Origin of the sequence: Azospirillum argentinense, from assembly GCF_000632475.1 — a bacterium.
Classification (GTDB): domain Bacteria; phylum Pseudomonadota; class Alphaproteobacteria; order Azospirillales; family Azospirillaceae; genus Azospirillum; species Azospirillum baldaniorum.
Genome location: NZ_CP007795.1, coordinates 482,170 through 507,269, shown reverse-complemented (window position 1 = coordinate 507,269; position 25,100 = coordinate 482,170). Strand labels below are relative to the sequence as shown.

Sequence of the window (25,100 nt, the reverse complement as noted above, 5' to 3'; positions counted from 1 at the left end):
GATGCCGCGAAAGGGAACGTGGCGGCCGGACTCAGTTCAGGATCAGTTCGAAACAGCCCCGGTCGTGGGCGCGTGGGATGACGCGCACGATGTAGAACGGACCCATCAGTCCCATCGTCGGATGGTCGATGTGGTAATTGCCATTCCACAGCTGGCTGGGGCCGTAGGTTTCGAACAGAGCCGAAAAGGACGTGCGCTTCGCCCAGCGCGGCGTGCATTCCGGACGCGCCGTCAGCTTCGTCAACTCGACGTCCGTGATCACGGACCCGTCCTCCGGGGCCAGGAAACGGAACGTCTGGCCGAGATGCGGGGCGAACATCTCGTGAGACAGGGTGGCGATGTCGATGGTCATCTCAAAGGTCCGGGCTCAAGTTCTGAAGGTCCGGCGGTCGTTTCGGGCATAGGAAGCCGACGCGCCGCATCCGTCCATCCGCTGTTCGGCGATCAGGGGAACCTTGATCAGTCGCGCATCGGGTAGATGCCACTGGTGACGATCAGCATGGTCAGCGCCAGATAAGGCTGCATGTTGTTCAGCGCCGTCGGGCTGGAGACGCCGCCGCCGGCCGAAACGCTCACCGTGCCCGTCAACCCGCCCATCGTGACGGTGCCGGAGGCCGAACCGATCAGCGCGGAGCCGCTCGAGGCGGTGCCGGAGCTGTAGGGGCCGTCCATGGTGATGCCGACGCCCGGATCGCTGAGCTGGAACGCGCCAAGATAGTTGTTGCCGCCCGCCGGGGTGGCGCTGGAGCCGACGCTGGTGCTCACGGGGATGGCCGCGGCGGCGGTGACGGTCGCGTTGGTGCTGCTGCCCGACGGCGTGAAGGATGCGGCGTGGGTGTGCAGGGGCAGGTTCTGGGCGGTGATGAGATTGTTCGCGACGCCGCCGTTGTTCCCCGGATTGAGCGTCTGGTTGTTCAGGTAGGGGCTGGTGCCCGACCCGATCATGACGCGGCCGCGCAGATCCGGCAGGTTGAAGTTGGTGGTGCCGTTGCCGCCGTACATCGCGCCGGTGATGGCGAACAGGGCCTGATTCTGGCTGACCTGCATCTGCTGGCCCAGACACTGGGCGGTGAACTGCGGAGCGTAGGCGCCGGCGAACGGGATGACCAGGCCGAGGTAAACTTCCATGGCGAAACCTCCTGTGTATGAAACCGGTTGCGGCGGCCTGTGGCCAGCGTCTCCTTAAGGACGCGCCACGCCGCCGAATGTGATAGAAAGCATACCGACATATTCTCCTCACCGGCTAGTGCCCGAGCAACAGACGATACAAAAAGTTACTTTTTCGATTGTTATCTTTGCATTACAGTCCTGTGGTTGCATATTTGCGTATGTATTTGGCCACCGCCGGATTGTGGGCGATGCGTCCGCTCGGTCGCAGGCGGTGTCGGGCGGTCCTCGGTTAGGGTCGCTCCGCACCGGGCCGGTGCCGAGGCGGACGACTCAAACGGCACTCGCCGCGGCGAAGGTCCGCAGCGGCGATTCTTGCGTCAGGTCCGCATCTTCGGCTATTCAGGGCGCACGCTTGTGCTACCGGAAGGGGTGAGGCCGATGGCCGTTCTGAATGGGTCGCTGCCGCTGCTCGGCGGGTTGACGGTGCGCTTCCCCCGCCCATCGGACGACGACTTCCTGCTGGGCCTGTTCATGGATGCGCGCCCCTGGCTGGCCAAGGCGCACCACGACCGCGACTTCATCCGGACGCTCTACGAACAGCAGTACGGCGCGCGGCGGATGGGGCAGGAAAGCCGTTATCCGGAACACCTGGATTTCGTCGTCGAGAAGACGGGCCAGCCGGTGGGGCGGATCGTCATGGATCTGGGGCGCTACGACTGGCGGGTGTCGGAGGTGGAGATCCATCGTCTGGCCCGTGGCAAGGGCATCGGCACCGATCTGCTGCGCAGCTTCCAGGGGACCGCGGCGCAAATGCGCATTCCGATCACCTTGTCGGTGGCCGAGGTGGATACGCGAGTCCATTGGTTTTATCATCGCTTGGGCTTCGATCTGCTGGCAAAGACATCGCCGTCCCTTGAGCTGATCTGGCTGCCGCCCGGTCATCCGGGAATCCAGCACCTGCCCCCGCAAATTCTGCCGGCGCAGATGCAGCAGGGCGGCGCCTCCTGACGCCGCTCTTCTTGGAGACGCGACCGGGCGGTCCGCGTCTTCCGGGTTGAATTCCAGCGCGGTCATGGCATGCGGGGCCTGTGACATCGGTGTGCGCGCTTTGCACGCAAATGTTTGCATCCGCCACGCCCTGCCCTCTCACACGGCGAAATGCCGGCGCGAAAAGCATACCAACATATGCGCTCGTTTCAGCAATGAAATACAGAGCGCTTCGCAGAAACAAATGCATCAAATTATGACGCGCTGTTCTCCTCGATGATGCGAATCGACGCAAATCGGGTGCCTCCTTTGCCGCTTTTATAGACTCATGCGCTGTCAACCACTGTGAAAAGGTGGTACTCTCGCGCAGGCTGTTCACTTTTTGGTGACCGCTTTCGGCTTAAGGTCGGGCGGTGCTGCGTATGGCGGGAGACGGATGATGGCGCGCAAGCGTGGTTCGAACGGCAACAACGTGAACGGGCGTTCCGACAAGACGCACAAGCCGTCCTCGTCGATGTTCGCGATGGCTCTCGAACCGCGCTTCATGTTCGACGCGGCGGGCGCCGTCACGGTTGCCGAGGTCCATCAGCAGCCCGATCAGCCCGCGCCGGGCGATCAGGGCGCCGCCAAGACGGCCGAGGCCGACAAGCTCGCCGATTGGGCCGCCAAGGAGGCGAACGTTCCTGTGGCGGCACCCCCGGCCGCCTCCGCTCCGCCGCATGCCGAACCTGCGGCGGTGACGGCGCAACCCGCCCAGGTTCAGGGGACGGTCCGGTCGGTGGTGTTCGTCGACACCAGCGTGAACGACTACCAGACGCTGATCAAGGACATCGCCCCCGACGCCAAGGTCGTCCTGCTCGACTCCCAGCAGGAGGCGCTTGGCCAGATGGCGAATGCGCTCTCCGGGATGTCCGGCCTGGATTCCATCCATGTCGTCAGCCACGGCAACGAAGGCCACCTTTATATTGCCGGTCGCGCCTATTGGGCGGACGGACTGGCGAACCGCGGGCAGGATCTCCAGGCGATCGGCGCTGCGCTGAAGCCCGGTGGCGACCTTCTTTTCTACGCCTGCAACGTCGGCGCCGGACAGGCGGGGCAGGAGTTCGTTCAGACGGTCCACCGGCTCACCGGAGCCGACGTGGCGGTGTCCAACGATCAGACCGGCAGCGCCCCAGGGCAGAACTGGACGCTGGAGGTCCAAAGCGGGTCCATCGAGGCCGCGATTCCCTTTGCCCTGTCGTCCATGGAGACCTTCAGCGGCCGGCTGGGAACCGTGGTCGTCACTTCGGCGACCGGAACGGCAGCGGGATCGTTGAACCACGCGATCGTGAACGCGGCCGCCGGGGACGTGATCGAGTTCAGTTCGACGCTGATCTCCAGCAAGATTTCCCTGGGCGTCACGACAACCATCCTGACGGCGCCGAATCAGAGCTTCACGATCAACGGCGACGTGAACGGCGACGGTATCGCCGACATCACGATCTCCGGCGCTTCCAGCGGCAACGTGCCCACGACGACGGACTACCGGGGCATTCTCTTCAATTCGTCCGGCAATACGCTGACGGTCAAGAACGTCATCATGGAGCGCTTTTATTCGGCATCCGCTCTGCAGGGCGCGCTGACGCTGCAGAACGGGTCGCTCGTAGTGGATGGCGTGACCTTCAAGGACAACCTGAACAACGCCATCGCCACGACCACCGCGGCCACATCCCTGACGATCAGGAACTCGGTTTTCCGTGACAATGCCAGTGTGGTGACCGGTACGGCTGGCTTCGCGGTCGTTCGAGCGCAGGTGACCGGAACGCTGACGATCGAGAACAGTCTGTTTGCAGACAACAACTACGTCATGAACATGGGCTCGAGTTCGGCTCTCTACCCGGGCTCCATTATTGTGCAATACCACAACACGGCTGCCTTCACGGTAAACATACGCAACGTCACCATTGTCAACAACAGCTACATCAACAATGATGCCGCCGCCGTCAGTGTCAAGACGGCGGGCATCGGCGTCTATTCCGGTGGTTCGGCGGGCACGGGGACGCTGAACGTTTACAACACGATCATCGCGGGGAACTCCGGCAATCTTGGCGGGACGAGTTTTGCCGACCCGAACGCCATCATTTACAACAGTGCCGGCGTCACCCTGAATCAAGGCAACAATTATCAGGGGGCCATAACCGGCAACGCGACCTTCGTCGACTCCACCAACGCCGATCACAGTCTGCGCGACTATCGTCCGGCATCGACCGCGACGACGTTCATCAACGCCGGCGACAGCAGCAACGCGAACCGCTACGGCGGCAGCTACGACATCCGCGGCATCGACCGCATCCGTGACGGTGCCCTCGACATCGGCGCCTACGAAGTGCATTGGAACGCGGGCGAGCCGTCGGTCGATCTGAACGGGGCCGGCGGCGGAAGCGACGAGTCCGTCAGCAGCGGCACTCCCAGTTCCGGCGTGCTCATCGCGCCCAACGCCACCCTGGCGCAGACGGACACCGACACGCGCCTGCTCGGCGCCACCATTACCTTGAGCGGCGTGGTCGACACCGGAAACGAAACGCTGACCCTCTCCACGGCGGATATCAGCACCGCCAGGATGTTCGGCATCGCGGTGCTCGCCAACGACGGCGCCACGATCACCCTGAGCGGTGCGGCTTCCGTGGCGAACTACCAGGCGGTGATCCGCCTGATCCAATACAAGAACTCCGCCGGCAGCTTCACCGCGGGTGCGCGCACCGCCACGGTCGTCGTCAACGATGGCGAAACGACCAGCACCGCGCGGACCAGCACCATCACCCTCGGCACCGTCGTCGACACCACGCCGCCGACCATCTCCAGCATCGCGGTGTCCGGTACGCCGGCGGCCAACGCATCCTCGGTCACCTACACGGTGACCTTCAGCGAAGGCGTGTCCGGCGTCGACTCCTCCGACTTCACGCTGGCGACGACCGGTACGGCCTCCGGCACGATCGGCACCGTCACCCAGGTATCGGCCAGCGTCTACACGGTTTCGATCACCGGCATCTCCGGCGCCGGAACGCTGGGGCTGAACTTGAAGGGCACCGGCACCGGCATCAAGGACACAGCGAACAACGACATCGCCGCGGGCTTCACCGGCGACACCCACACGGTGGATCAAGTGGCGCCGACCTTCGACGTCGCTGCCGCCACGTCCAGCATCACCGACACCGGCTTCACCCTGTCCGCCAGCCTCGACGAAGCGGGGACAGTCTATTACGTCCTCGTCGCCCGCAACGCGACCGCTCCGACCGCCGCGGAAGTGGAGGCGGGCACGGCTTCCGGCGGCGGAGCGGCGCTGAAGTCCGGCAACCTCAGCGCGTCGTCGTCCCCGTTCGACGGCAGCGGATCGATCACCGGACTAACCGCCGGCACCGACTACGACCTTTATGTCGTGGCGAAGGACAGCGCCGGGAACCTCATGAGTGCGCCGGTCAAGGTCAGCGTCTCGACGACGGGTGGAGCCTCCAACGGCGCGCCGGTGAACAGCGTTGTGCCGAACGTGACGGGCACGGCGACGGTGGGCAACGCGCTGAGCGGCGGAACCGGCACCTGGAGCGATCCGGACGGTGACTCGCTGAGCTACACCTACCAGTGGTACCGGGCCGACGATGTCAACGGCACCAACGCCGCCTCGATCAGCGGGGCGACCAACTCCAACTACACGCTGACCAGTTCCGACGCGCACAAGCTACTTGCGCGTCGTGGTGACCGCCAACGACGGCAAGGGCGGCACGCAGACGGCGAACTCGGGCTACACGGAAATCCTCAACAGCGCTCCGGTGCTGAGCACGGACGAGCGCAGCCTGACCGCCATCGACGAAGACGCCACCGGCAACAACGGCGACACCGTGGCGGCCATACTGGCCTCCGCCGGCTCCGCCACCGATGTCGACGGCAACGCGCTGGGCATCGCGATCACCGGGACCAACACCAGCCACGGCACGTGGCAGTACAAGACCGGGGCCGGGAATTGGACCACCATCACCGGCGTCTCGGGCGCGTCGGCCTTGCTGCTCGCCAGCACCGACCGCGTGCGCTTCGTGCCGAACGCTGACTACAACGGATCGGTCACCGGCGGCGTCACTTTCAAGGCGTGGGATCAAACCTCCGGCACGGCGGGCACCACGGTCGGCAACGACACCACCGCGAACGGCGGGCAGGGAAGCGACCGTCAGTTCAGCGTCGCCAGCGCGACGGCGGGAATCGCCGTGACCGCGGTGAACGACGCCCCGGTGCTGACCGACACCGTCCTTACCCTGCCCAGCGTCGCCCAGGCCGCGGGTGCGCCCAGCGGTGCCGTCGGTGCCGCCGTATCGTCGCTGGTGGCGCTCGGCACCAACGTGTCCGATATGGACAGCGGCGCCGTAACCGGCATCGCGCTGGTCGGCGTGGACACGTCGGAAGGCGGCACCTGGTACTACAGCACCAACGGAGGTGCCACCTGGACCGCGGTCGGCACGGTGAACGACAGCGGAAACGCGCTGCTGCTGCGCACGACGGATCGGCTCTACTACCAACCGACGGGCGCCAACGCGGGCATTCTCAACGCGGCGATCACTTTCCGCGCCTGGGACCAGACCAGCGGCACCGCCGGAACCAAGGTGGCGACCGCGGGCGGCGGTGGAATCTCCGCCTTCTCCGCAGGCATGGACACCGCCAGCCTCTCGATCACCCCGGCCACTCTGGCCAGCACCGTGACTCTCGCGGCCGCGTCGGACACGGGCAGCAGCAACTCGGACAACATCACCAAGGCGACCAGCGTCACCTTCGATGGCAGCGGCGCCAACGCCAACGCCAACACGACGGTGCGGCTCTACGCCAACGGCACGTTGGTGGCGACGACCACCGCCGACGCGTCGGGCGCCTACAGCTTCACCGGCGTCGACGTGTCCGGCCTCAGCGGCGCGGTCGACTTCACCGTCCGTCAGGTCATCGCCGGGATGGAAAGCGCCGACTCCGCCGTCCGGACCGTCACCTTCGACCGCACGGCGCCGACCGTCGCCATCACCACGGTGACGGGCGACAACGTGCTGAACGCGGCGGAAAGCGCCGTGGCCCAGACGGTGGCCGGCACCACGACGGGCGTCGAGGATGGCCAGACGGTCACGGTGACGCTGAACGGCAAGACCTACAGCACGACGGTGACCAACAACGCCTGGAGCCTGTCCATCCCCTCCGGCGACCTGCTGGCGTTGACGGACGGCGGCACCTACACCGTCACCGCCGATCTGGCGGATGTGGCGGGCAACGCCGCGGTCCAGGCAACGCGCAGCGTCTCGGTCGACCGCACGCCGCCGACCCTGGCCATCGCGACGGTGGCGGGCGACAATGTGCTGAACGCGGCAGACAGCGCCGTGGGGCAGACGGTGTCGGGCGTGACGAACGGTGTCGAGAACGGCCAGACGGTCACGGTGACGCTGAACGGCAAGACCTACAGCACGACGGTGACCAACAACACCTGGAGCCTGACCGTCCCGTCCGGCGACCTGCTGGCGCTGACCGACGGCGCCAGCTACACCGTCACCGCCAGCCTCACCGACGCGGCGGGCAACCCCAGCCAGGCGACCCGCAGCCTGTCGGTGGACCGCACGCCGCCGTCGGTGGTCAGCGTCACGCCTCCTCCGGCGCGGACCTATCTGCCGGGCGAGACGGTCAGCTTCTTCGTCCAGCTCAGCGAGACGGTCGTCGTCAATGGCGGCAATCCGATCCTGGAACTCGCGGTCGGAAGCGACATCCGGAACGCCACCTACAACGCGGCTGGCAGCACTGGCACGCTGCTGCGCTTCGACTACGTCGTTCCGGTCGGCGACCGGGCGCCGCAGGGCATTTCCGTCCTCGGGCTGGCGCTGAACGGGTCGATCGTCACGGACCTCGCCCAGGGGCCGTTGCTGACCGCGCTGGCGGGCATCGGTGACACCAGCCAAGTGCGCATCGACACCCCGATCCCGGCGAAGCCGGTCGGGACGGCGCTGAGCGGCCTGTCCGACTCCGGCGTGTCGGCGACGGACCGGCTGACCAACGTGACGAGACCGACCCTGTCCGGCACCGCCGAGGCGAACGCCACGGTGACCGTGCTGGTCGACGGCATCGCGGTGGGAACCACCGTGGCCGACGAGAACGGCTTCTGGGTCCATCGCCTCCAGACGCCTCTGACCGACGGGACGCACAACATCACCACCACGGCGACCAACCGGTTCGGCATCGTCAGCGATCCGTCGGATGCGCTGGCCGTGGTGATCGACACCGCGGTGCCGGTGGCGCCCGCCCCGTTGGTGACCAGCGCCACCGTCGCCGGTGTGGCGGCGGGCGAGCGGATTTCCGGCATCGCCAAGCCGTCCCTCGCCGGAACGACGGAAGCCGGCAGCACGGTCAACGTGCTGGTCGACGGCAGGGTCGCCGGAACGGCGGTCGCCGACGCCAACGGCGCCTGGACCTTCCAGTTCACGGCGGCGCTGGCCGACGGCACGCACAGCGTCCAGGTGCAGGCCACCGACCGGGCTGGCAATGCCAGCAGCCTGTCGGCGGTCACCACCTTGACCATCGACACCACGCCGCCAGCCGCTCCGACCGTGGCGCTGAACACCACCGCCGGCAGCACGCCGGTCGTGCAGGGCACCGCCGAGGCAAACAGCCTGGTCACCGTGACGATCAACGGGCAGACGATCGGCATGGCGCGCGCCAGCGCGACCGGAACGTGGCAGTTGGCCCTGGCCTCCGACCTGAGCGTCGGCAGCTATGTGATCGCGGCCAAGGCGAGCGATGCCGTCGGCAACACCGGCAACGCCGGCACGACCACCTATTCGGTGGCTCCGCCGCCGCCGCCACCACCGGCCGTGGCGGCCACCACCGGCAACACGACGACGGCGGCCTCCTCGTCCAACGTCACGGCCGCGACGTCCACCGGGATCGGGACGACGCAGACGGTCGGCCCGACGCTGGGCACCGCGCCGACCCTGCCCGGCCTGCAGACGAGCAGCGACGCGGGCCGTGTCATCACCAGCTCGTCGATCGGCAGCGGAAGCGGGGCCGGCAACGGGAACAGCAGCACGGACGCCGGACGCTCGATCACCATCGGCAACATCGGCAACTCGACCAGCAGCGACGCCGGGCGTTCGATCACGATCTCCGCCATGGGCGGGGCTCCCTCCAGCGGCGGCACCGGCGGCTCGGCCGGCTCCGGAGTGAGCGGCGTCGTCAGCAGCGGTGGCGGCCTTGGCAGTGGTGGCCTGGGTGGTGGCCTGGGTGGCGGTGTCGGGGGTGGCGGCATCGGGGCCGGTTCGGGCTTGGGCGGCTCCGCTTCCGGGGGGCTCGGTGCCGGTGCCGGAATCGGCGGCGGTGCGTTCGGCGGAGCCTCGACGGGCGGCGGTCCGGGTGCTGGCCTCGGCACGGGCGGACCGGCAGCCGGCGCGACCGCGACGGGCGTCGGAACCGGCAATGGCAGCCCGAACGGCGCCGCCGGCGGCGCGCCGGGCGGCAGCATGGCCCCAGGTGGCTCCAGCAGCGCAACCGGCGGGCTTGGCAGCGCACCGGGCAATCGGGGCGGCGGCCAGACGGGACCCGGCTCCACGATCGAGAACGCGCCGGCCAACCGGCCGGGCGGCCAGGGTGGACCGCAAGGCCAGCCCCAGGGGCCAGCGCCGGGCCGAGGACAGTCACCGGCCGGCGACGCGCCGGCGGGCGATCCGGGCATCGCTCCGACCGCGCCGGACGGGCAGGGGCAAGACCCCGGCCCGCGCGCCGACCTCGACGGGACTTCGCCGGCCCGCCCGGCCTTCTCCCGGCAGGTGGCTCAGATCCACGGCGCCGCCGATGCCCAGACCGCGGCGCTGCTCGCCGCCCTTACCTCGCACGTCCCTCCGGGAAGCCGGGCGGCCTAGCGCCGCCCGAGCCTCCCCCCGTCTTCCCCGCTTGAGCTTTTCTTTCCAAATGGATTGCCGACGAGAATGACCCGGTTCGCTTCCTCCCTCCGGCCGCGGGGTAACAAGGCCCGCGCGTCCTTCGCCCTGGCCGCCGCCGCGCTGCTCGCCAGCGGATGTTCCATCAGCCCGAAGCCTCTGACCGACGATGAGAACGTGTCCCGCCTGCGCGAGGACATGTCGGTGATCATGGCGCCGCAGGAGCCGATCGCCGGTCCGGTGTCGATGCACGAGGCGATGGCACGGGCCATCAAGTACAACCTCGACGAACGCGTGAAGCTGATGGAGATGGCGGTCGCCAACCAGCAGCTCGACCTGTCGCGGTTCGACATGCTGCCGCGTCTCGTGGCGGGGGCCGGCTATACCGGGCGCAACAACGAATCCGGGTCGGAAAGCCTCAACCTCGCCACTGGCCGCCGCACCGGCGAGAGCACCACGGCCACGGACCGATACCGCCGGACCGCCGACCTGGGCTTCACCTGGAACATTCTCGATTTCGGCGTCAGCTACCTGCGTGCCCGCCAAAACTCCAACCTCGTCCTGATCGCCGACGAGCGCCGCCGCCGCGTCGTCCAGGGCATTTTGCAGGACGTGCGCACCTCCTATTGGCGGGCGGTCGCGGCAGAGCGGCTGCTGAAGCGGATCGAGCCGCTGGAAAAGCGCATCGAGGCGGCGCGCAAGAACGCGAACGCCCTGGAGGCCCAGCGTGTCCAGTCCCCGCTGCAGACCCTGTCCTACCAGCGCGCGCTGGTCGACACGCTGCGCCAGCTCCAGACCCTGCGGCGCGAGCTGGTCGCCGCCAAGTCGCAGCTCGGCGCGCTGATGGGCCTGCCGCCGGGTGAGAACTTCACCCTGCAGATGCCGCCCGACGTCACCGGCAAGGACGTCCCGGCGATCACGGCGTCGGTGGAATCCCTGGAGACCTATGCGCTCCTCAACCGCCCGGAGCTGCTGGAGGAATCCTACAACGCCCGCATCACCGCCGACGAGACCCGCCGCGCCCTGCTGAAGCTGCTGCCGGGCATCGACCTGAACGCCGGCCTGCATTACGACAGCAACAGCTTCCTGCTGAACCAGCGCTGGGCCGATTACGGGGCGCGGGTGTCGTGGAACATCCTGTCGCTGGCCTCGGCCCCGGACACCCACGCCTTCTCCAAGGCGCAGGAGGAGCTGGTCTCCTTCCGCCGTCAGGCCCTCAGCGTAGCGGTGCTGAGCCAGGTGCGCGTGGCGGTGGTGCAGTTCCGCGAACTGTCGCAAGAATTCTCGCTCAACGCCGATCAGGCGGCGATCGACCGCCGCATCCGGCAGCAGTATGTCAACAGCAGCACGGTCGGCCAGCAGGGCGACATGAGCGTGATCCAGGCCGAGGTATCGGAACTCGTCTCCGACCTGCGGCGCGATCTCGTCTACGCCGACCTGCAGAACGCCTACGCTCGCGTCATGGTGTCGGCGGGCGTCGATCCGATGCCGGAGGCCGTCCCGTCCCAGGATCTCGCGACCCTGCGTCAGGCGGTGTCCGACGGGCTGGGCGCCTGGCAGCAGAAGGCCGGCGGCACGGCGCGCCTCCAGGATCTGCTGGTCCCCTCCGCCGCGACCTCCGAAAAGGCTCCGGCGGACAAGGCTCCCGTCGAGAAGGCGGCCGAACCGACGACCGAACCAAAAGCCGCCCCGATGGCCGCGCGCAGCGAGGAACCGGTGGACCGCAAGGCGGCCGTGCCGGACCGCGTGACGGTGGCCGAGCTGCCGCAGCAACCGGCCGCCTCGATGACCGCTCCGATGACGGTGTCCTACAGCCCGTCCACCCGGTCGGAGCCGGTCAGGATCTACGCGGTGCCGCTGGGCGCGCTGGCCCCGATGGGGCGTGCCTCCGCGCGTTGACGCCTTGGGGGCGGCGCGCCGTCGCCGTCCCCTTTCGGCTGTGCCGGTGCCCCGGCGCTGAAACAAATAAGCGTACCGGACCGCTTGCCGATCCTGGATCGTTGCGCTTCCGGAGCAAAGGGTGCAGAAAATCTCTGCCATGATGTGCCGCTTTCGCCCCTCACGCTTCCTCGCCGCGCTGTCTATCGCGCTGCTTCCTCTGCCGCTTGCCGCGGCCGACCCGGCGCCAGCCCCCGAAGGAGGTGTGCGCGCGCTGATCGAGGCGCGGCAGCACGCCGTGCTGTCCAGCGAGATCGCCGGACGCATCGGGCGGATGACCGTGGAGGCGGGGCAGTCCTTCAAGGCGGGACAGACGCTCGTCGCCTTCGATTGCAGCCTGTATCAGGCGACGGTCGATGCCGCCCGCGCCAACCTACGCGCCGCCGAGGTGACGGTGCGGCAGAACCGCCGGCTGGAGCAGCTGAAGTCCATCGGCGGGGCCGAAGTCGAAATGGCCGAGGTCAAGGCCGAGGCCGCCCGCGCCGATCTGCGCAAGGCGGAGATCGAGGTCCGCCGCTGCGACGTGAAGGCGCCCTTCGACGGCAAGGTGGTGGAGCAGCGGATTCGCGAGCATGAGTCGGTCCCCGCCGGCACGGCTCTGCTGGAGATCCTGTCCGACCGCGATCTGCGGGTGGATCTGATCGTTCCGTCCTCCTGGCTGGTCTGGCTGAAACCCGGCCAGCGCTTCGAACTGCGCATCGACGAGACCGGCGAGGCCCTAGACGGTGAGGTCACCCTGACCGGCGCCCGCGTCGATCCGGTCAGCCAGTCGCTGAAGGTGACGGGCAAGCTGCAGGCCGACAAGCAGGGCAACGCCCCGAACCTCGTCGCCGGCATGAGCGGAACCGCCCGCTTCACCCCGTCGGAGGAGGCCAAAGGTGCCCGATGACGTCACATCCGTCCGGACGGAGGCGATCAACCCGCTGAACGGCCTCCTGCTTCTGCTGAACCTGCAGCAGGAGGCCCGGCAGGCGCAGAATCCGGAGGCGCTGCGCTTCTTCCTGGTGAACCAGACGCGGCGCTTGATCGCCTATCAGCAGGCGGTCTTCCTGACCGTCGCGGCATCGGGCAAGGCGCGGCTCGAAGCCGTGTCCAACATCGCCGTTCCGGAGCGCGACGCCCCTTTCACCCGCTGGCTGGAGGCCGCGGCCTCGGCCATCGCCGCGGGAGCGGAGGCGCGCAACCTGCACAGCGTCGCTCCCACGGAGGTGCCGCCCGCGCTGGCGCGTGACTGGGGCCAGTGGGGACCGGCGCAGGCGCTCTGGGTGCCCCTGCCGGCGCCGGACGGCACCGTCATGGCGGTGTTGTGGCTCGTCCGCGACACCGCGTGGGCGGAAGGGGAGAAGATTCTCCTCGGCCAGCTGTCCGGCGGGTACGGGCACGCCTGGTGGGCGCTGACCCAGGCCGGACGCCGCTCCGGGCTGCGGGCGCGCAAGGGGCTGTGGGCGGTGGCGGTGGCGGCGGTCCTGGCGGGGGTTCTCGCCATCCCGGTGCCGCAATCGACGCTGGCCCCGGCGGAGGTGGCGCCGCGCGACCCGCTGATCGTCAGCGCGCCGCTGGAAGGCGTGATCGAACGCTTCCACGTCCAGCCGAACGAGCCGGTGACCACCGGCCAGCCTCTGTTCAGCTTCGAATCGTCGATTCTGAGAAGCCGCCTGGAGGTGGCGCGCAAGGCGCTGGCCTCGGCGGAAGCGGAACTGCTGACCGCCTCCCAGGGAGCCTTCGCCGACCCGCAGAGCAAGGCGCGCATCGCCCAGTTGAAGGCCCAGGTGGAACTGCGCCGGGCGGAGATGGACTTCGCGCGCGACCTGATGGAGCGCGTCACCGTGAAGGCGGAGCGGACCGGCATCGCGGTCTTCGCCGATGCCAACGACTGGCTGGGCAAGCCGGTGGCGGTGGGTGAGCGCATCCTGACCCTGGCCGATCCGCAGGCCGCGGAGGTGGACGTGCATGTCCCTGTCAACGACGCGATCGTGCTCCAGGAGGGGGCGGAGGTCAGCCTCTATCTGAACGTTGATCCCCTGCAGCCACTGCGCGCCACGGTGTCCCACGCCAGCTATGAACCGGGCCTGACCCCGGGCGGGGTCCTGGCCTACCGCGTCCGCGCCGATCTGGCGCCGGACCAGCCGACGCCGCGCATCGGGCTGCGCGGGACCGCCAAGATCCAGGGAGAGCGGGTGCCGCTGGCCTTCTACCTGTTCCGCCGCCCGCTGGCGGCGTTGCGTCAGACCGTGGGGCTCTAAACCATGGGCGCCGCCGCCATCGGCATGACGACGGGTCCAGCGGCCGTCACGCCGGTGGATCCAATGGACAGCGTGCGGCTGCCGCCGCTGCGCGAGGAGCTTCATCTGCTCCCCGCCCCGCCGGCGGTGGACGGCTCGCCCTGCTGGACAATTCACGATCCGGTGCGCAACCGCTATTTCCGCATCGGCCACGGCGCCTTCGAGGTCATCGCCCGCTGGCATCACGGATCGCCCCGCGCCATCGCCGCCACTGTGGCCGCCGAAACGGTCCTGCAGCCGGAGGCGGAGGATGTGGTGACCCTCTACAAGTTCCTCGCCGCCAACAACCTGACCCAGGGCGCCGACGTCGATTTCCTGGCGAAGCAGACGGCGGCGCGCCGCACGTCCTGGTGGATGTGGCTGCTGCACAACTACCTGTTCTTCCGCATCCCGCTGGTCCGGCCCGACGCCTTTTTGGACGCCACGGTGCGCTATGTGGCGCCCTTCTACAGCCGCGGCTGGCTGTGGACGGTGATCGGTGCGGGGGTTCTCGGCCTCATCCTGGCAATGCGCCAGTGGGACAGCTTCGCCCACACCTTCCTGCATTTCTTCACGCTGGAGGGCATGGCGCTGTACGGCCTGACCCTGCTGGTGACGAAGACGCTGCACGAGCTGGGGCACGCCTACACCGCGAAACGCTTCGGCTGCCGGGTGCCGACCATGGGAGCGGCCTTCCTGGTGATGTGGCCGGTGCTCTACACCGACACCAGCGACGCGTGGCGGCTCGTCTCGCGCCGCGCCCGGCTGCACATCGCCGCGGCGGGCATGCTGACCGAGTTGGCGCTGGCCGCCTTCGCCACGCTGGCGTGGAGCTTCCTGCCCGACGGGCCGCTGCGCAGCGCCGCCTTCCTGGTGGCGACGGTGAGCTGGGTGACGACCCTGACCATCAACCTCAGCCCCTTCATGCGCTTCGACGGCTATTACCTGCTGGCCGACGCGCTGGATGTGCCGAATCTCCAGGACCGCGCCTTCGCGCTGGCCCGCTGGCGGTTGCGCGAGTGGCTGTTCGGCCTGGGCGAGGAGGTGCCGGAGCGGTTCGATCCGTGGATGCACCGGGTGCTGCTGGCGTACGCCTTCGCCACCTGGGTCTACCGGCTGGTGCTGTTCATCGGCATCGCGCTCCTGGTCTATCACTTCTTTATCAAGGTGCTGGGAATCGTGCTGTTCGCGGTCGAAGTCGGCTGGTTCATCCTGCGTCCCCTCTGCAACGAGGTGGCAGCCTGGTGGGAGCGGCGGGGCAGCCTGCGCCCCAACCGGAACCTTCTGATGACCCTGGGCGGCCTGACCGCGCTGGTCTGGCTGGCCTTCGTGCCGGTCACCGGAACCATCGCCGTACCGTCGGTGTGGCGGGCGGAGGGCTTCTCGACCCTGTTCGCTCCGGCCCCGTCCCGAATCGTGGAGGTGCTGGTCCAGCCCGGCCAGCGCGTGGCGGCGGGCGACCTGCTGTTCCGCCTGGAGGCGCCGGAACTGACCAGCAGGCTGCAGCAGTCGGAGCTGCGCATTGCGCTGGCCCAGGACCGCATCGACCGCATGCTGGCCGCCCGCGACGGGCTGGACCGGGTGCGCGTGATGGAAGAGGATCTGGCCGCCGGGCTGGCCGACCGGCAGGGCCTGCTGGACAGCTTGGCGCGGCTGGAGATCCGCGCGCCCATCGCCGGCAAAGTGGTGGATGTGGCCGACTCGCTGCGCCCCGGCCGCTGGGTGGGACCGTCCCTGGCGCTGGGCCAGATCGTCGCCGACGGTGGCGGGGAACTGGTCGGCTATGTGGCCGAGAACGACCTCATCCGCGTCGCGGTGGGGGCAGGGGCGGTGTTCCACGCCGACGATCCGCTGCGCCCCCGCATGGAAGCGCGGGTGACGGCGGTGGACCGGGTCAGTGTGAAGGGGCTGGACATTCCTGCCCTGGCCTCGACCCACGGCGGTCCGATCGCGGTGGAGAGCCAAGCCGGACCATCGATGGGGCGTACGAACGCCGAAGCCGCGCGCGCCAACCTGAAGCCGATGGAAGCGGTGTACCGGGTGACCCTGGCGCCGCTGGACCGGACGCAGGCGGGACCCGCCCACCAGATGCGCGGCGTGGCCCGTGTGGACGGCGAGGCGCGCAGTCTGGCCGACCGCTTCTGGCGCACCGCGCTGGCCGTGCTGATCCGCGAAACCGGGTTCTGACGAGACGATTGCCCATCAGGGAGCGATTGCCCATCGCCCGTTGGCCATTTTGCAAAAGGTCAATCTGTAGGGCTGGACGGTCCGCCGGATGAAATTGGCTTGAACGTCCCCGCAGGGCGCGCCGTCGCGCTCGTGGATCTTCTCCACGACCACATCGCCGCGCACCCCGGTCTTCGGATTGTTCCATTCGGTGCGCCGACCCGCTTCCATCGGGGTCAGGGCGTCGCTGAGCGCCTTGCGGAACAGGTCCCAATCCTCGTCCGTCAAATCCACCCCGCCGCGTCCGCCAAGGAAAAGGCCGAACTGCGCCTGCGCCGGGGTGGCGACGCCCAGCGTCGCGACCAGCGCGGCGGCGTAAAGCCCGAAGGCAAGGGACGGGATGGGCAACAGGCGCATGCGGCGGCTCCTTATGACCGATATGACCGTTTTCGAATCCGGGCATTTTAGGAATGATTGATGATGGCCGCATGTGAAGACAGGTCACGAACCGGGGTGTTACGGTAACATACGCTTCACCCATCGACGGGCGGCGGCCTCCGGCCGTTTTCATGCTCTGTTCCATGCTCAGGCCATGCTCCGGGATGCTCCAAAGTCAGGTTCACGGTGCGCGTTCCGTCGCGGGGCCGTCCGATAGGCAACGGTAACGTACTGGCTTCCTGATCGAGGGGCAGACGAGCGTTTCCCATTGTCGGTCCCCGTCATCGGCGCGGACTTTTCCGCCCGATGGGCACCGCTCCGTCGCTCTCCGGCAGGATGGCCCCTATGAACGAAGATTCGGGGACGCGCCGCAGGTTGGCCCGGTGGTCAGCCCTTGCCCTGTTTGCCGTCCTGCTGTTTGCCGCCTCGCCGTCCGGATGGGCCGTGGCGCAGACGCCCGATGCCCACGCGCCTGCGGCCGGCGGGCCGGCGACGGCGCTGGAGGTGTATGCCGAGCGGCTGGAGGCGGTCGCCGCCACCTATCCACAGCTTCCCACCATCCTGTCGGACGCCTTCGCCCGCCCCAACGGACGGGAGGCGGCGGTGAACCCGCTGCGCCTGCTGCGCGGCCTGCTCATCCTCTTCGCGGCGGGGACGGCGGCGCTGCTGCTGACGCGCCGGATCCTGGCGGGGCCGGTCCGCAACCTGGAGGTGGACGATGGGGCGCCACTGCTGACCGGTGCGCTGCGCTTCGTGCTGGGGTTGGTGCCGGTGGGCGCCTTCGTGCTCGGGGTGCTGGTCGTCTACGCGATCTTGCGGCCGCCGCATCCCGCGGCCCCGGCCGTCCTTCTGGCGGTGCTCCAGGCGGCGCTGACCGTTCTGCTGACCGACCGCCTGATCCGCTTCCTGTGCGCGCCGGACCATCCAGAGCAACGCTTGATCCCGTTGGAGGATACCGACGCGCGCACCCTTCACCGCACGGGCGTGGTCACCGTGACGTTGGCCGCGACGGTGCTCGGGCTGATCGATCTTCTGCTGGCGCTGGGGGTCGGCGGGAACGCCATCGTTGCCATCGGCCTGCCGCTGAGCACCGTGCCCTTCCTGTATCTGCTTTACCGCGTGTGGCGCGGGCGCGTGGCGGTGGCGCGGGCCATTGCCCGTCCGCTGGGCATGGCGGCGCAGGACCACCCCACGCTGGGTCTATGGGCGGTGGTGGCCTCGGTCTATCTCGTCGCCTTGTGGCTGGTCGTCGCGGCGGCGGCGGTGCGGCTGGAGCCGGCGACGGGGCCGCGGATGCTCGCCAGCCTGCTGGTGGCGCTGGCCGTGCCGGCCATCGCCCTGATGGCCCAGCGCCCGCTCGCCCGCTTCTACCGGGGGGAGGAGACGGAGGCGGGGAAGGCCGCGGTGGCACGGGTGATGCGGGCGCTGTGGTTGGCCCTGTTCGTCGTCGGCGTCTTCGCCACCGCGGCCATCTGGGGATTCCGGGTGGAGCAGGCGACCGGAGCGACCGGCATCGCCCTGCGGTTGCTGTTCAACGTGACGGTCGTGATTCTGCTCGGCTACGTCGCCTGGACGATGGTGGTGCGCGCAATCGACCGGACGCTGGAGGAGGCCCGGCACGGCGGGACGTCGTCGCGCGGGCAGCGGCTGGCGACGCTGCTGCCGCTGCTGCGCAAGTTCCTTCAGGTCGTGCTGGTCGCCATCGTCGTCATGATCGTCCTGTCCTCCCTGGGCATCGAGATCGGGCCGCTGCTCGCCGGGGCGGGAGTGGTCGGCATCGCCATCGGACTGGGCGCGCAATCGACCATCGCCGACATCCTGGCCGGCGTCTTCTTCCTGCTGGAGGACGCGTTCCACATGGGCGACTATGTGGAGGTCGGCAACTTGCGCGGCACGGTGGAAGGCATCTCCCTGCGCTCCTTGAAGCTGCGCCACCACCGCGGCGCGGTGCACACGCTGCCCTTCGGCCAGATCAAGGCGCTGACCAACTACAGCCGCGACTGGGCGCTGATGCGTCTGGAGTTCCGCGTTCCACCCGAGACCGACATGGGGCTGGTGAAGAAGCTGGTGAAGGAGGTCGGCAAGGAGCTGTCCGCCGACCCGGAGATGGGGCCGAGCTTCATCGAACCGTTGAAGTCCCAGGGCGTGCGGCGGGTGGAGGACGACGCGGCGATCATCGGCGTCAAGTTCATCACCAAGCCCAACGAGCAGTTCGTCATCCGGCGCGAGGCGTACCATCGCCTGATCCGCGCCTTCCAGGACCACGGCATCCATCTGGTCGGGCGCGGCGTGGTGGTGCGGGTGGACGATCCGGACGCCGCCAACCGGATCATCGGCTTCGCCGCCGCCCAGGCCATGAACGGCACCGGCAAGGAGAGCGGAGCCGCGGAGTGACCCCCGTCACGCCGCCGGCGTAACCGACAGCCATACCGCGATGACGAAGGCGGGCAGGCGGCCGAGCGCCGCGTCGTCGCGCCCGGTCTCCTCCTGCCACGCCCGGTGACGGTCCAGCGCGGTTCGCAGGGTGGCCGCCCGCTCCGCCGCGGGGACGGCGGACAGGGCGGTGTCCAGGCTGGTCAGATAGGGCGGGAACTCGGCGTTGGGGCCGGCGAGGCCGCGCTCCGTCCCCTCGGGATCGAACCACACCTCGGCGGCGGCGGTGTCGGCGCTGGGCGGGACAACCATGCCGCCGACATAGCCGGTGGGCTGAACCACCTTCCATCCCTTGCGGCTCGGCCCGGTGGTCCAGCCGAGCGCGCGGGCGACCTCCATCGTCGCGGCGCGGGTCGGCGCCTGCCGGGTGATGCGGTCCAGAAGGTCGGTCAGGTCAGCGGCGGGCATCGGTGCGCTCCTTGGATAACCATCCGGCGATGAACCGATTGGATGGTCCTCAACGTACAACATCGGTGGCGGGCAGGGCGATGACAGCCTATCTGGGAAACGGCCCATCAGGCGAGAGGGAGCGGTGCGGAAAAGAATGACGGCCACCATCCTGGTGATTTTGATGACGCTGGTCCTGCTGCTGGCCGGTCCGGCCTTCGTGATCGCGTCGGGAACGGCGACGCTGGGGGTGGACTGGAGCCGGGCGGACCGCGCGTCCGTCGGCCTCGCCCCCGATCCCGCCACGACGCAAGAGGCGGTGGTGCAGGTCTACGCCGCCCGCGCCCTGTCCTGGCGCGGCGCCTTCGGCACGCACCCGTGGTTCGCGGTGAAGCCGGCGGGGGCGTCGGCCTACACCGTCTATGAGGTGATCGGCTGGCGGGTCTACCGCGGTCTGCCGGCGGTGGCGGTCAGCAACCGCGATCCGGACGGGCGCTGGTTCGGCTCCGCCCCCGCCGTGCTGGCCGAGTTGCGCGGCCCCGCCGCCGAGGCCGCCATCCCCAAGATCGCCGACGCCGCCCAGAGCTACCCCTACGCCGGGGAGTACCGCATCTGGCCCGGCCCCAACAGCAACACCTTTGCCGCCTGGGTAGGACGGGCGGTGCCGGAGCTGCGGCTCGACCTGCCCTCCACGGCGCTGGGCAAGGATTATCTGGGCACCGGCATGATCGCGCGGGCGCCCAGCGGCACGGGCTGGCAGGTCAGCCTGTTCGGCCTCGCCGGCCTGCTCCTGGCCAAGGAGGAAGGGTTCGAGGTGAACCTGCTCGGCATGACCTTCGGGGTCGATCCCTTCGACCTCGCGGTCAAGATCCCGGGCGTCGGGCGGTTGGCGCTGAACGCTCCCGCCCCGACGGCCCCGGCCGCCGAAAGCCCGCCGCCGGGCTGAGCCTCAGTTCTCCTCGGACGCCGACATGCCGGTGCCGGCGGGGCCGAGCGGCGGGTTGCCGCGCTTGAGGCCGAGCCGGGTCATGCAGTCCCACGCCTCCTCCGCCGTGTCGGCGATGTCGAACAGTTCCAGATCGCCGGCGCTGATCATGCCGTGATCGGCCAGGGCGCGGAAGTTCACCACCTCGTTCCAATAGTCGCGCCCGACGAAGACGATGGGCAGGCGGGACGCCTTGTTGGTGTTGCGCAGGTTCAGGATCTCGAACGCCTCGTCGAAGGTGCCGAAACCGCCAGGGAAGATCGCCAGCCCGTTGGCGCGCATCGCCAGATGCATTTTCCGGATGGCGAAATAATGGAAGCGGAAGGTCAGCTCCGGCGTGCTGTAGGGGTTGGGGTGCGGCTCCTGCGGCAGGCTGATGTTGAAGCCGATGCTCGGCGCCCCGGCCTCCTGCGCGCCGCGGTTGGCGGCCTCCATCAGTCCGGGTCCGCCGCCGGTCGCGATGACGTTGTCGCGCTGGCCATCCTCGGTGGGAGCCAGGGCGCCGCCACGCTCCGACACGATGCGCCCGAAGGTCCGGGCCTCCTCGTACCAGGCCGCCTGCTTGGCCCGCCGCTCGGCCAGTTGCCGCTCCTCCGGCGTCCGGGCGTCGCGGAGAAGCTGTTCCGCCCGCTCGGGCGAGGGCACCCGCGCGCTGCCGTAGACCACAATGGTGGAGCGGATGCCCCAGGCCTTCAGCTCCGATTCCGGCTTGGCGTATTCGAGCATGAAGCGCACCCCGCGCATCGGCTCGCTCAACAGGAAATCGCGGTCCTCGAAGGCGATGCGGTAGGCGGCGGATTCGTGGTTCGGCTTGCTGTCCTTCATGCTGTGCTCCGGGTGGGGACGGGGAACGGCTTCTGGTCATGTGGGGTCGCGGGCGGTTCATTGCCCGGACTCAAAGGATTTGCATTCAAAGCAATTGTGCTGCAGACCGAAGGAAGGCGGAAGGGAAAGCGGTTGCGCGTCTTTCCATAAGCCTTGGCACTGCCCACATCATGGTTCAGGCGCGTCTGCGTCCAACCATCAGCGTCTTATCCGCGTCTGTTCGTAAGGGGTGACGTTGAGCAGCATCGAGCCGCCATGGCCATCGGATGAGCGCGCCCGGCTCGACCGGCTGAAGAGCTATGGTGTGCTGGACACGCCGCCGGAGGCGTCCTTCGACCGGCTGGTCCGGCTGGGCGCCCGCCATTTCCGCATGCCCATCGTGATGGTCAATCTGGTGGACGAGACGCGGCAATGGTCCAAGGCCGGCTATGGGCTGGATACGATGGTCCTTGAGCGCCGGATGTCCTTTTGCGCCCACACCATTCTCGACGATGCGGTGCTGGTCGTGTGCGACACGCGGGAGGACGAGCGCTTCGCCGACCATGAGCTGGTGGCCGGGCCTCCGCACCTGCGCTTCTATGCCGGGGCGCCGCTGATCGCGCCGGATGGGCTGCGCATCGGAACCTTCTCCCTGCTCGATCACAAGCCCCATCCGGAGTTCAGCGCGGAGGACGGGCGGGACCTGGAGGAGTTCGCCCGTCTCGCCATGCACGAGATGGAAACCCAGGCCGCCCACCGCGCCGCCCAGGCGGCCGAGGCGCTGCTGCGGGACAAGAACGCCCTGTTGGAAAGCCTTCTGGAGAGCGTTACCGACCCGATCTTCGCCAAGGACCGCGAGCGTCGGTTCACCCTGGTCAACTCCGCGACCACGCGCCTGTTGGGACGGACGCGGGAGGAGTTGGCGGGCCTGACCGACGAGGATCTGTTCCCACCGGAGGACGCTGCACGGCTCGACGACCTGTGCGGGCGGGTGATCGCCACCGGGCGAGAGGAGACGGTGGAGGAGGAGTTGCCCTTCCCGACGGAGGAGGGCAAACGCGTCCTGATGATCAGCGTGATGCCCCTGCGCGACGCCTGGGGGGCGGCCATCGGCGTCGTCGGGGTGGCCCGCGACATCACCGCCCGCAAGCGGGCGGAGGAGGCGCTGCGGTCGAGCGAGGCACGGTTCCGCACGCTGGTGGACAACACGCCGCTGCTCATGTGGATCAACCGCTCGGACGGCACCCCTGAATACTACAATGAGGAATTGCGCGCCTACACCGGCCAGGACCCGGACGTCATGTCCGCCTGGCAGGGGTTCCATCCGGACGACCGCCCCGCCTATCTGGAACTGAGGACGCGCTCGATCGCCGCGGGTTCGCCTTATCAGAGCAACATCCGGATGCGGCGCGCCGACGGGGCATGGCGTTGGCACCAGTGCCGCGTGGTGCCGGTGCGGGAAAGGGGCGCCATCGTCTCCTGGATCGGCACCGCGGTGGACATCCACGACATCCGGCGCGCCCAACAGGCGGCGGAGGAGGCCGACCGCTCCAAAGGCCGCTTCCTGGCAGCGGCCAGCCACGACCTGCGCCAGCCCATGCAATCGATCCTGCTGTTCGCCGGCGCGCTGGGGGCCCATGTCACCGGCGACGCCGGGCAGCGGGCGCTGGACCGGCTCCAGCAGGGGCTGGACACGCTGAAGGATCTGCTGGACAGCCTGCTCGACGTGTCCCGTCTCGACGCCGGTGTGGTGGCGCCGCAGATCGAAGAGTTTCCGGTCGCCGACCTGCTCGGCCCGCTGGCCGCCGCCTATGCCCCGCTGGCCGAGGCCAAGGGGCTGGACTGGCGGATCGTGCCCTGCACTGGCACGGTGCGCAGCGATCGGGTTCTTCTGGGGCGGATGCTGCGCAATCTGGTCGACAACGCCATCCGCTACACCGACCGGGGCCGTGTGATGGTCGATTGCCGGCCCCAGGGAACGCGCCTGTGCGTCGAGGTGCACGACACCGGCCTGGGCATCCCGCCCGACCAGCGGGAGCGCATCTTCGAGGAGTTCCATCAGATCGGCAACCCGGAGCGCGACCGCGACCAGGGACTTGGCCTGGGGCTCGCCATCGTGCGACGGCTGTCGCGGCTGCTCGACCATCCGGTGGATCTGGTGTCGCGTCCGGAGCGCGGCTCGATCTTCTCGGTCAGCGTGCCGCTGGTCCGCCATGATGCGCCGCGTCCCACGCCTCCCGCCGCCCGGACAGCGCGGGCCGATGCCATGACGGCGACCGGGGGTGGGCGGCTGGCCGTGGTCGTGGAGGACGACGCCATCGTTCTGATGGGGCTGGCGGTGATGCTCGGCGAATGGGGGTTCGAGGTTCTGTGCGCCGGGAGCACCGGCGAAGCGCTGGAGCGCCTGCGCAGCGGCGGGCGGAGGCCCGACATCGTGCTGGCCGATTACCGGCTGCGCCAGGGCCGGGTCGGCACCGAGGCCATCCTGCGCATCCGCGACCTGTTCGGCGTCGACGTGCCGGGCCTCATCGTCACCGGGGAGATCGGACCGGAACCGCAGCGCGACGCCGCGCGGCACGGTCTCGGCCTGATGCACAAGCCGGTGACTCCGCGTCTTCTCGAAGCCGCGTTGGCCCGTCATCTTGGAGCCATCGGGCCGGCTTGAGCGTTGCTATCACCAGCGGCGCCGATGGCGCCGCGCCGTGCGAGGGTTATGGAGGAGACAACAGAGTGCCATCCCTGTCGAAAGGCCTTGCCATGGTCGCCGTCGCGGCGGCGCTCGCCGGGTGCCAGTTTCCCGGCTTCCAATCGCCGCAGCAGACGGCCACCCTGCCGCCCCCCACCGTGCCGAAGCCGCCGCCCGAGGAGCGCGGAATCTGGATCGTCGGCAGCCCGTCCATGCGGGGGGCGGTCGGCACCGCGGCCAGCCGCTTCAACAGCACGCCCGACACCCAGCCGCGCCTCGTCGCCGAGGGCACCAACAGCGGATTCCGCAGCTTCTGCGCCGGGGTGGGGCTGGAGCATCCCGACATGGTGGTCTCCGATCGCCGCATCGGGGCCGAGGAACAGAAGCGCTGCCGGGCCAAGGGCATCACAATGACCGAGTACGAGCTTGGTCCCAAGCAGTTCGTCTATGTCAAGGACGCCCACATGATGACCATACCCGGCGTGCGCGACTTCACGGACAGCTGGGGCGTGAAGGGCAAGCCGGTGCGCGGGGCCTGATCAGCGGGCAGCGCCAGCGTCGGCGGCGGCCTGCTTGCGGAAGAAATCCACCCCCATCTGGATGCTGCGCCCGATGTTGGCGGCGCGATCCTCGAAGAAGGCGGCGGCCTCGGGCGTGCAGACCTCGGCCGTCGTCTCGCGGAACAGCTCCAGCCAGCGCTCGAAATGCGCCGGCCCGATGTCGAAGCGGACATGGGCGGGCAGGGGCCGCCCGTCGTAACGGTGGGTCAGCAGGGCGACCGAGGACCAGAAGTCGATCATCTTCAGAAGATGCGGCTCCCAGTCGGTGATCGCCGCGCCGAACACCGGGCCGAGCAGGGCGTCGTCGCGAATCTTGCCGTAGAAGGTGCGGACGAGGGCTTCGATCATCGCCTCGTCGATGCCGGTCTTGGCGACCCGCTCGGCGATGGTGGCGGACTGGGGGGTGGGAACAGTGGTCTGGTCCAA

17 protein-coding genes are annotated in these 25,100 nt (G+C 68.8%); 11 read left to right on the top strand and 6 right to left on the bottom strand.

The features are described from left to right. Window positions 1–31 precede the first annotated feature (31 nt). A complete protein-coding gene (locus ABAZ39_RS24685; RefSeq protein ID WP_040136573.1) occupies window positions 32–352 on the bottom strand; it encodes a DUF6916 family protein in 321 nt (106 codons plus the stop codon). A 107-nt stretch (window positions 353–459) separates the two neighbouring features. Further along, window positions 460–1,128 carry a phage tail protein gene (locus ABAZ39_RS33400; protein ID WP_051658500.1) on the bottom strand — a complete coding sequence of 223 codons (669 nt, stop codon included), beginning with the start codon at window positions 1,126–1,128 and terminating at the stop codon, window positions 460–462. 420 nt (window positions 1,129–1,548) lie between these two features. Here ABAZ39_RS33400 and ABAZ39_RS24675 point away from each other — a divergent pair, with 420 nt between their 5' ends. From ABAZ39_RS24675 to ABAZ39_RS24650, 7 genes are all read left to right on the top strand, one after another. Further along, a complete protein-coding gene (locus ABAZ39_RS24675; protein WP_040136571.1) occupies window positions 1,549–2,118 on the top strand; it encodes a GNAT family N-acetyltransferase in 570 nt (189 codons plus the stop codon). 415 nt (window positions 2,119–2,533) lie between these two features. After that, window positions 2,534–6,175: a DUF4347 domain-containing protein gene (locus tag ABAZ39_RS34735; RefSeq protein ID WP_081863308.1), complete on the top strand. Its 3,642-nt coding sequence runs from the start codon at window positions 2,534–2,536 to the stop codon at window positions 6,173–6,175. Window positions 6,176–6,470: 295 nt separating this feature from the next. After that, on the top strand, window positions 6,471–9,998 hold the full coding sequence (locus tag ABAZ39_RS37420; protein WP_308217022.1) for an Ig-like domain-containing protein: 3,528 nt from the start codon (window positions 6,471–6,473) through the stop codon (window positions 9,996–9,998). Window positions 9,999–10,064: 66 nt separating this feature from the next. Next, window positions 10,065–11,915: a TolC family protein gene (locus ABAZ39_RS24665; protein WP_051658499.1), complete on the top strand. Its 1,851-nt coding sequence runs from the start codon at window positions 10,065–10,067 to the stop codon at window positions 11,913–11,915. Between the two features lie 139 nt (window positions 11,916–12,054). Next, window positions 12,055–12,843 carry an efflux RND transporter periplasmic adaptor subunit gene (locus tag ABAZ39_RS24660; protein WP_247874717.1) on the top strand — a complete coding sequence of 263 codons (789 nt, stop codon included), beginning with the start codon at window positions 12,055–12,057 and terminating at the stop codon, window positions 12,841–12,843. Then, entirely contained in the window at window positions 12,833–14,197 is a 1,365-nt protein-coding gene (locus ABAZ39_RS24655; protein ID WP_051658498.1) for an efflux RND transporter periplasmic adaptor subunit, read from the top strand. The genes ABAZ39_RS24660 and ABAZ39_RS24655 overlap by 11 nt, the downstream gene beginning before the upstream one ends. Window positions 14,198–14,200: 3 nt before the next feature. Continuing rightward, entirely contained in the window at window positions 14,201–16,402 is a 2,202-nt protein-coding gene (locus ABAZ39_RS24650; protein WP_051658497.1) for a site-2 protease family protein, read from the top strand. A gap of 15 nt (window positions 16,403–16,417) precedes the next feature. On the opposite strand, the gene ABAZ39_RS24645 is transcribed toward ABAZ39_RS24650, so the two are convergent. Next, entirely contained in the window at window positions 16,418–16,798 is a 381-nt protein-coding gene (locus ABAZ39_RS24645) for an RT0821/Lpp0805 family surface protein (protein WP_040136568.1), read from the bottom strand. A gap of 366 nt (window positions 16,799–17,164) precedes the next feature. Here ABAZ39_RS24645 and ABAZ39_RS33395 point away from each other — a divergent pair, with 366 nt between their 5' ends. Next, window positions 17,165–19,213 carry a mechanosensitive ion channel family protein gene (locus ABAZ39_RS33395; protein ID WP_051658496.1) on the top strand — a complete coding sequence of 683 codons (2,049 nt, stop codon included), beginning with the start codon at window positions 17,165–17,167 and terminating at the stop codon, window positions 19,211–19,213. Window positions 19,214–19,219: 6 nt separating this feature from the next. On the opposite strand, the gene ABAZ39_RS24635 is transcribed toward ABAZ39_RS33395, so the two are convergent. Then, window positions 19,220–19,660 (bottom strand): hypothetical protein, encoded by a 441-nt coding sequence (locus tag ABAZ39_RS24635; protein ID WP_040136566.1) that lies wholly within the window; start codon window positions 19,658–19,660, stop codon window positions 19,220–19,222. A gap of 136 nt (window positions 19,661–19,796) precedes the next feature. Between ABAZ39_RS24635 and ABAZ39_RS24630 the strand changes: the two genes are divergently transcribed. Next, window positions 19,797–20,585: a DUF3750 domain-containing protein gene (locus ABAZ39_RS24630; RefSeq protein WP_040136563.1), complete on the top strand. Its 789-nt coding sequence runs from the start codon at window positions 19,797–19,799 to the stop codon at window positions 20,583–20,585. A gap of 3 nt (window positions 20,586–20,588) precedes the next feature. Here the strand turns inward: ABAZ39_RS24630 and ABAZ39_RS24625 are convergent, their stop codons facing one another. After that, window positions 20,589–21,449 carry an LOG family protein gene (locus ABAZ39_RS24625; RefSeq protein ID WP_040136561.1) on the bottom strand — a complete coding sequence of 287 codons (861 nt, stop codon included), beginning with the start codon at window positions 21,447–21,449 and terminating at the stop codon, window positions 20,589–20,591. Window positions 21,450–21,678: 229 nt separating this feature from the next. Between ABAZ39_RS24625 and ABAZ39_RS34730 the strand changes: the two genes are divergently transcribed. Beyond that, window positions 21,679–24,093, top strand: coding sequence for a hybrid sensor histidine kinase/response regulator (locus tag ABAZ39_RS34730; RefSeq protein ID WP_081863306.1), 2,415 nt, complete (start codon window positions 21,679–21,681; stop codon window positions 24,091–24,093). A 65-nt stretch (window positions 24,094–24,158) separates the two neighbouring features. Continuing rightward, on the top strand, window positions 24,159–24,653 hold the full coding sequence (locus ABAZ39_RS24615; protein WP_175428833.1) for a type 2 periplasmic-binding domain-containing protein: 495 nt from the start codon (window positions 24,159–24,161) through the stop codon (window positions 24,651–24,653). Here ABAZ39_RS24615 and ABAZ39_RS24610 read toward each other — a convergent pair whose 3' ends face one another. Further along, window positions 24,654–25,100: a group III truncated hemoglobin gene (locus ABAZ39_RS24610; RefSeq protein ID WP_040137233.1), complete on the bottom strand. Its 447-nt coding sequence runs from the start codon at window positions 25,098–25,100 to the stop codon at window positions 24,654–24,656.

Bases quoted from the DNA above. Each gene is read 5' to 3' on its own strand.
- ABAZ39_RS24685 (WP_040136573.1), bottom strand. From the start codon at position 352: ATGACCATCGACATCGCCACCCTGTCTCACGAGATGTTCGCCCCGCAT.
- ABAZ39_RS33400 (WP_051658500.1), bottom strand. From the start codon at position 1,128: ATGGAAGTTTACCTCGGCCTGGTCATCCCGTTCGCCGGCGCCTACGCT.
- ABAZ39_RS24675 (WP_040136571.1), top strand. From the start codon at position 1,549: ATGGCCGTTCTGAATGGGTCGCTGCCGCTGCTCGGCGGGTTGACGGTG.
- ABAZ39_RS34735 (WP_081863308.1), top strand. From the start codon at position 2,534: ATGATGGCGCGCAAGCGTGGTTCGAACGGCAACAACGTGAACGGGCGT.
- ABAZ39_RS37420 (WP_308217022.1), top strand. From the start codon at position 6,471: ATGGACAGCGGCGCCGTAACCGGCATCGCGCTGGTCGGCGTGGACACG.
- ABAZ39_RS24665 (WP_051658499.1), top strand. From the start codon at position 10,065: ATGACCCGGTTCGCTTCCTCCCTCCGGCCGCGGGGTAACAAGGCCCGC.
- ABAZ39_RS24660 (WP_247874717.1), top strand. From the start codon at position 12,055: ATGATGTGCCGCTTTCGCCCCTCACGCTTCCTCGCCGCGCTGTCTATC.
- ABAZ39_RS24650 (WP_051658497.1), top strand. From the start codon at position 14,201: ATGGGCGCCGCCGCCATCGGCATGACGACGGGTCCAGCGGCCGTCACG.
- ABAZ39_RS24645 (WP_040136568.1), bottom strand. From the start codon at position 16,798: ATGCGCCTGTTGCCCATCCCGTCCCTTGCCTTCGGGCTTTACGCCGCC.
- ABAZ39_RS33395 (WP_051658496.1), top strand. From the start codon at position 17,165: ATGAACGAAGATTCGGGGACGCGCCGCAGGTTGGCCCGGTGGTCAGCC.
- ABAZ39_RS24635 (WP_040136566.1), bottom strand. From the start codon at position 19,660: ATGCCCGCCGCTGACCTGACCGACCTTCTGGACCGCATCACCCGGCAG.
- ABAZ39_RS24630 (WP_040136563.1), top strand. From the start codon at position 19,797: ATGACGGCCACCATCCTGGTGATTTTGATGACGCTGGTCCTGCTGCTG.
- ABAZ39_RS24625 (WP_040136561.1), bottom strand. From the start codon at position 21,449: ATGAAGGACAGCAAGCCGAACCACGAATCCGCCGCCTACCGCATCGCC.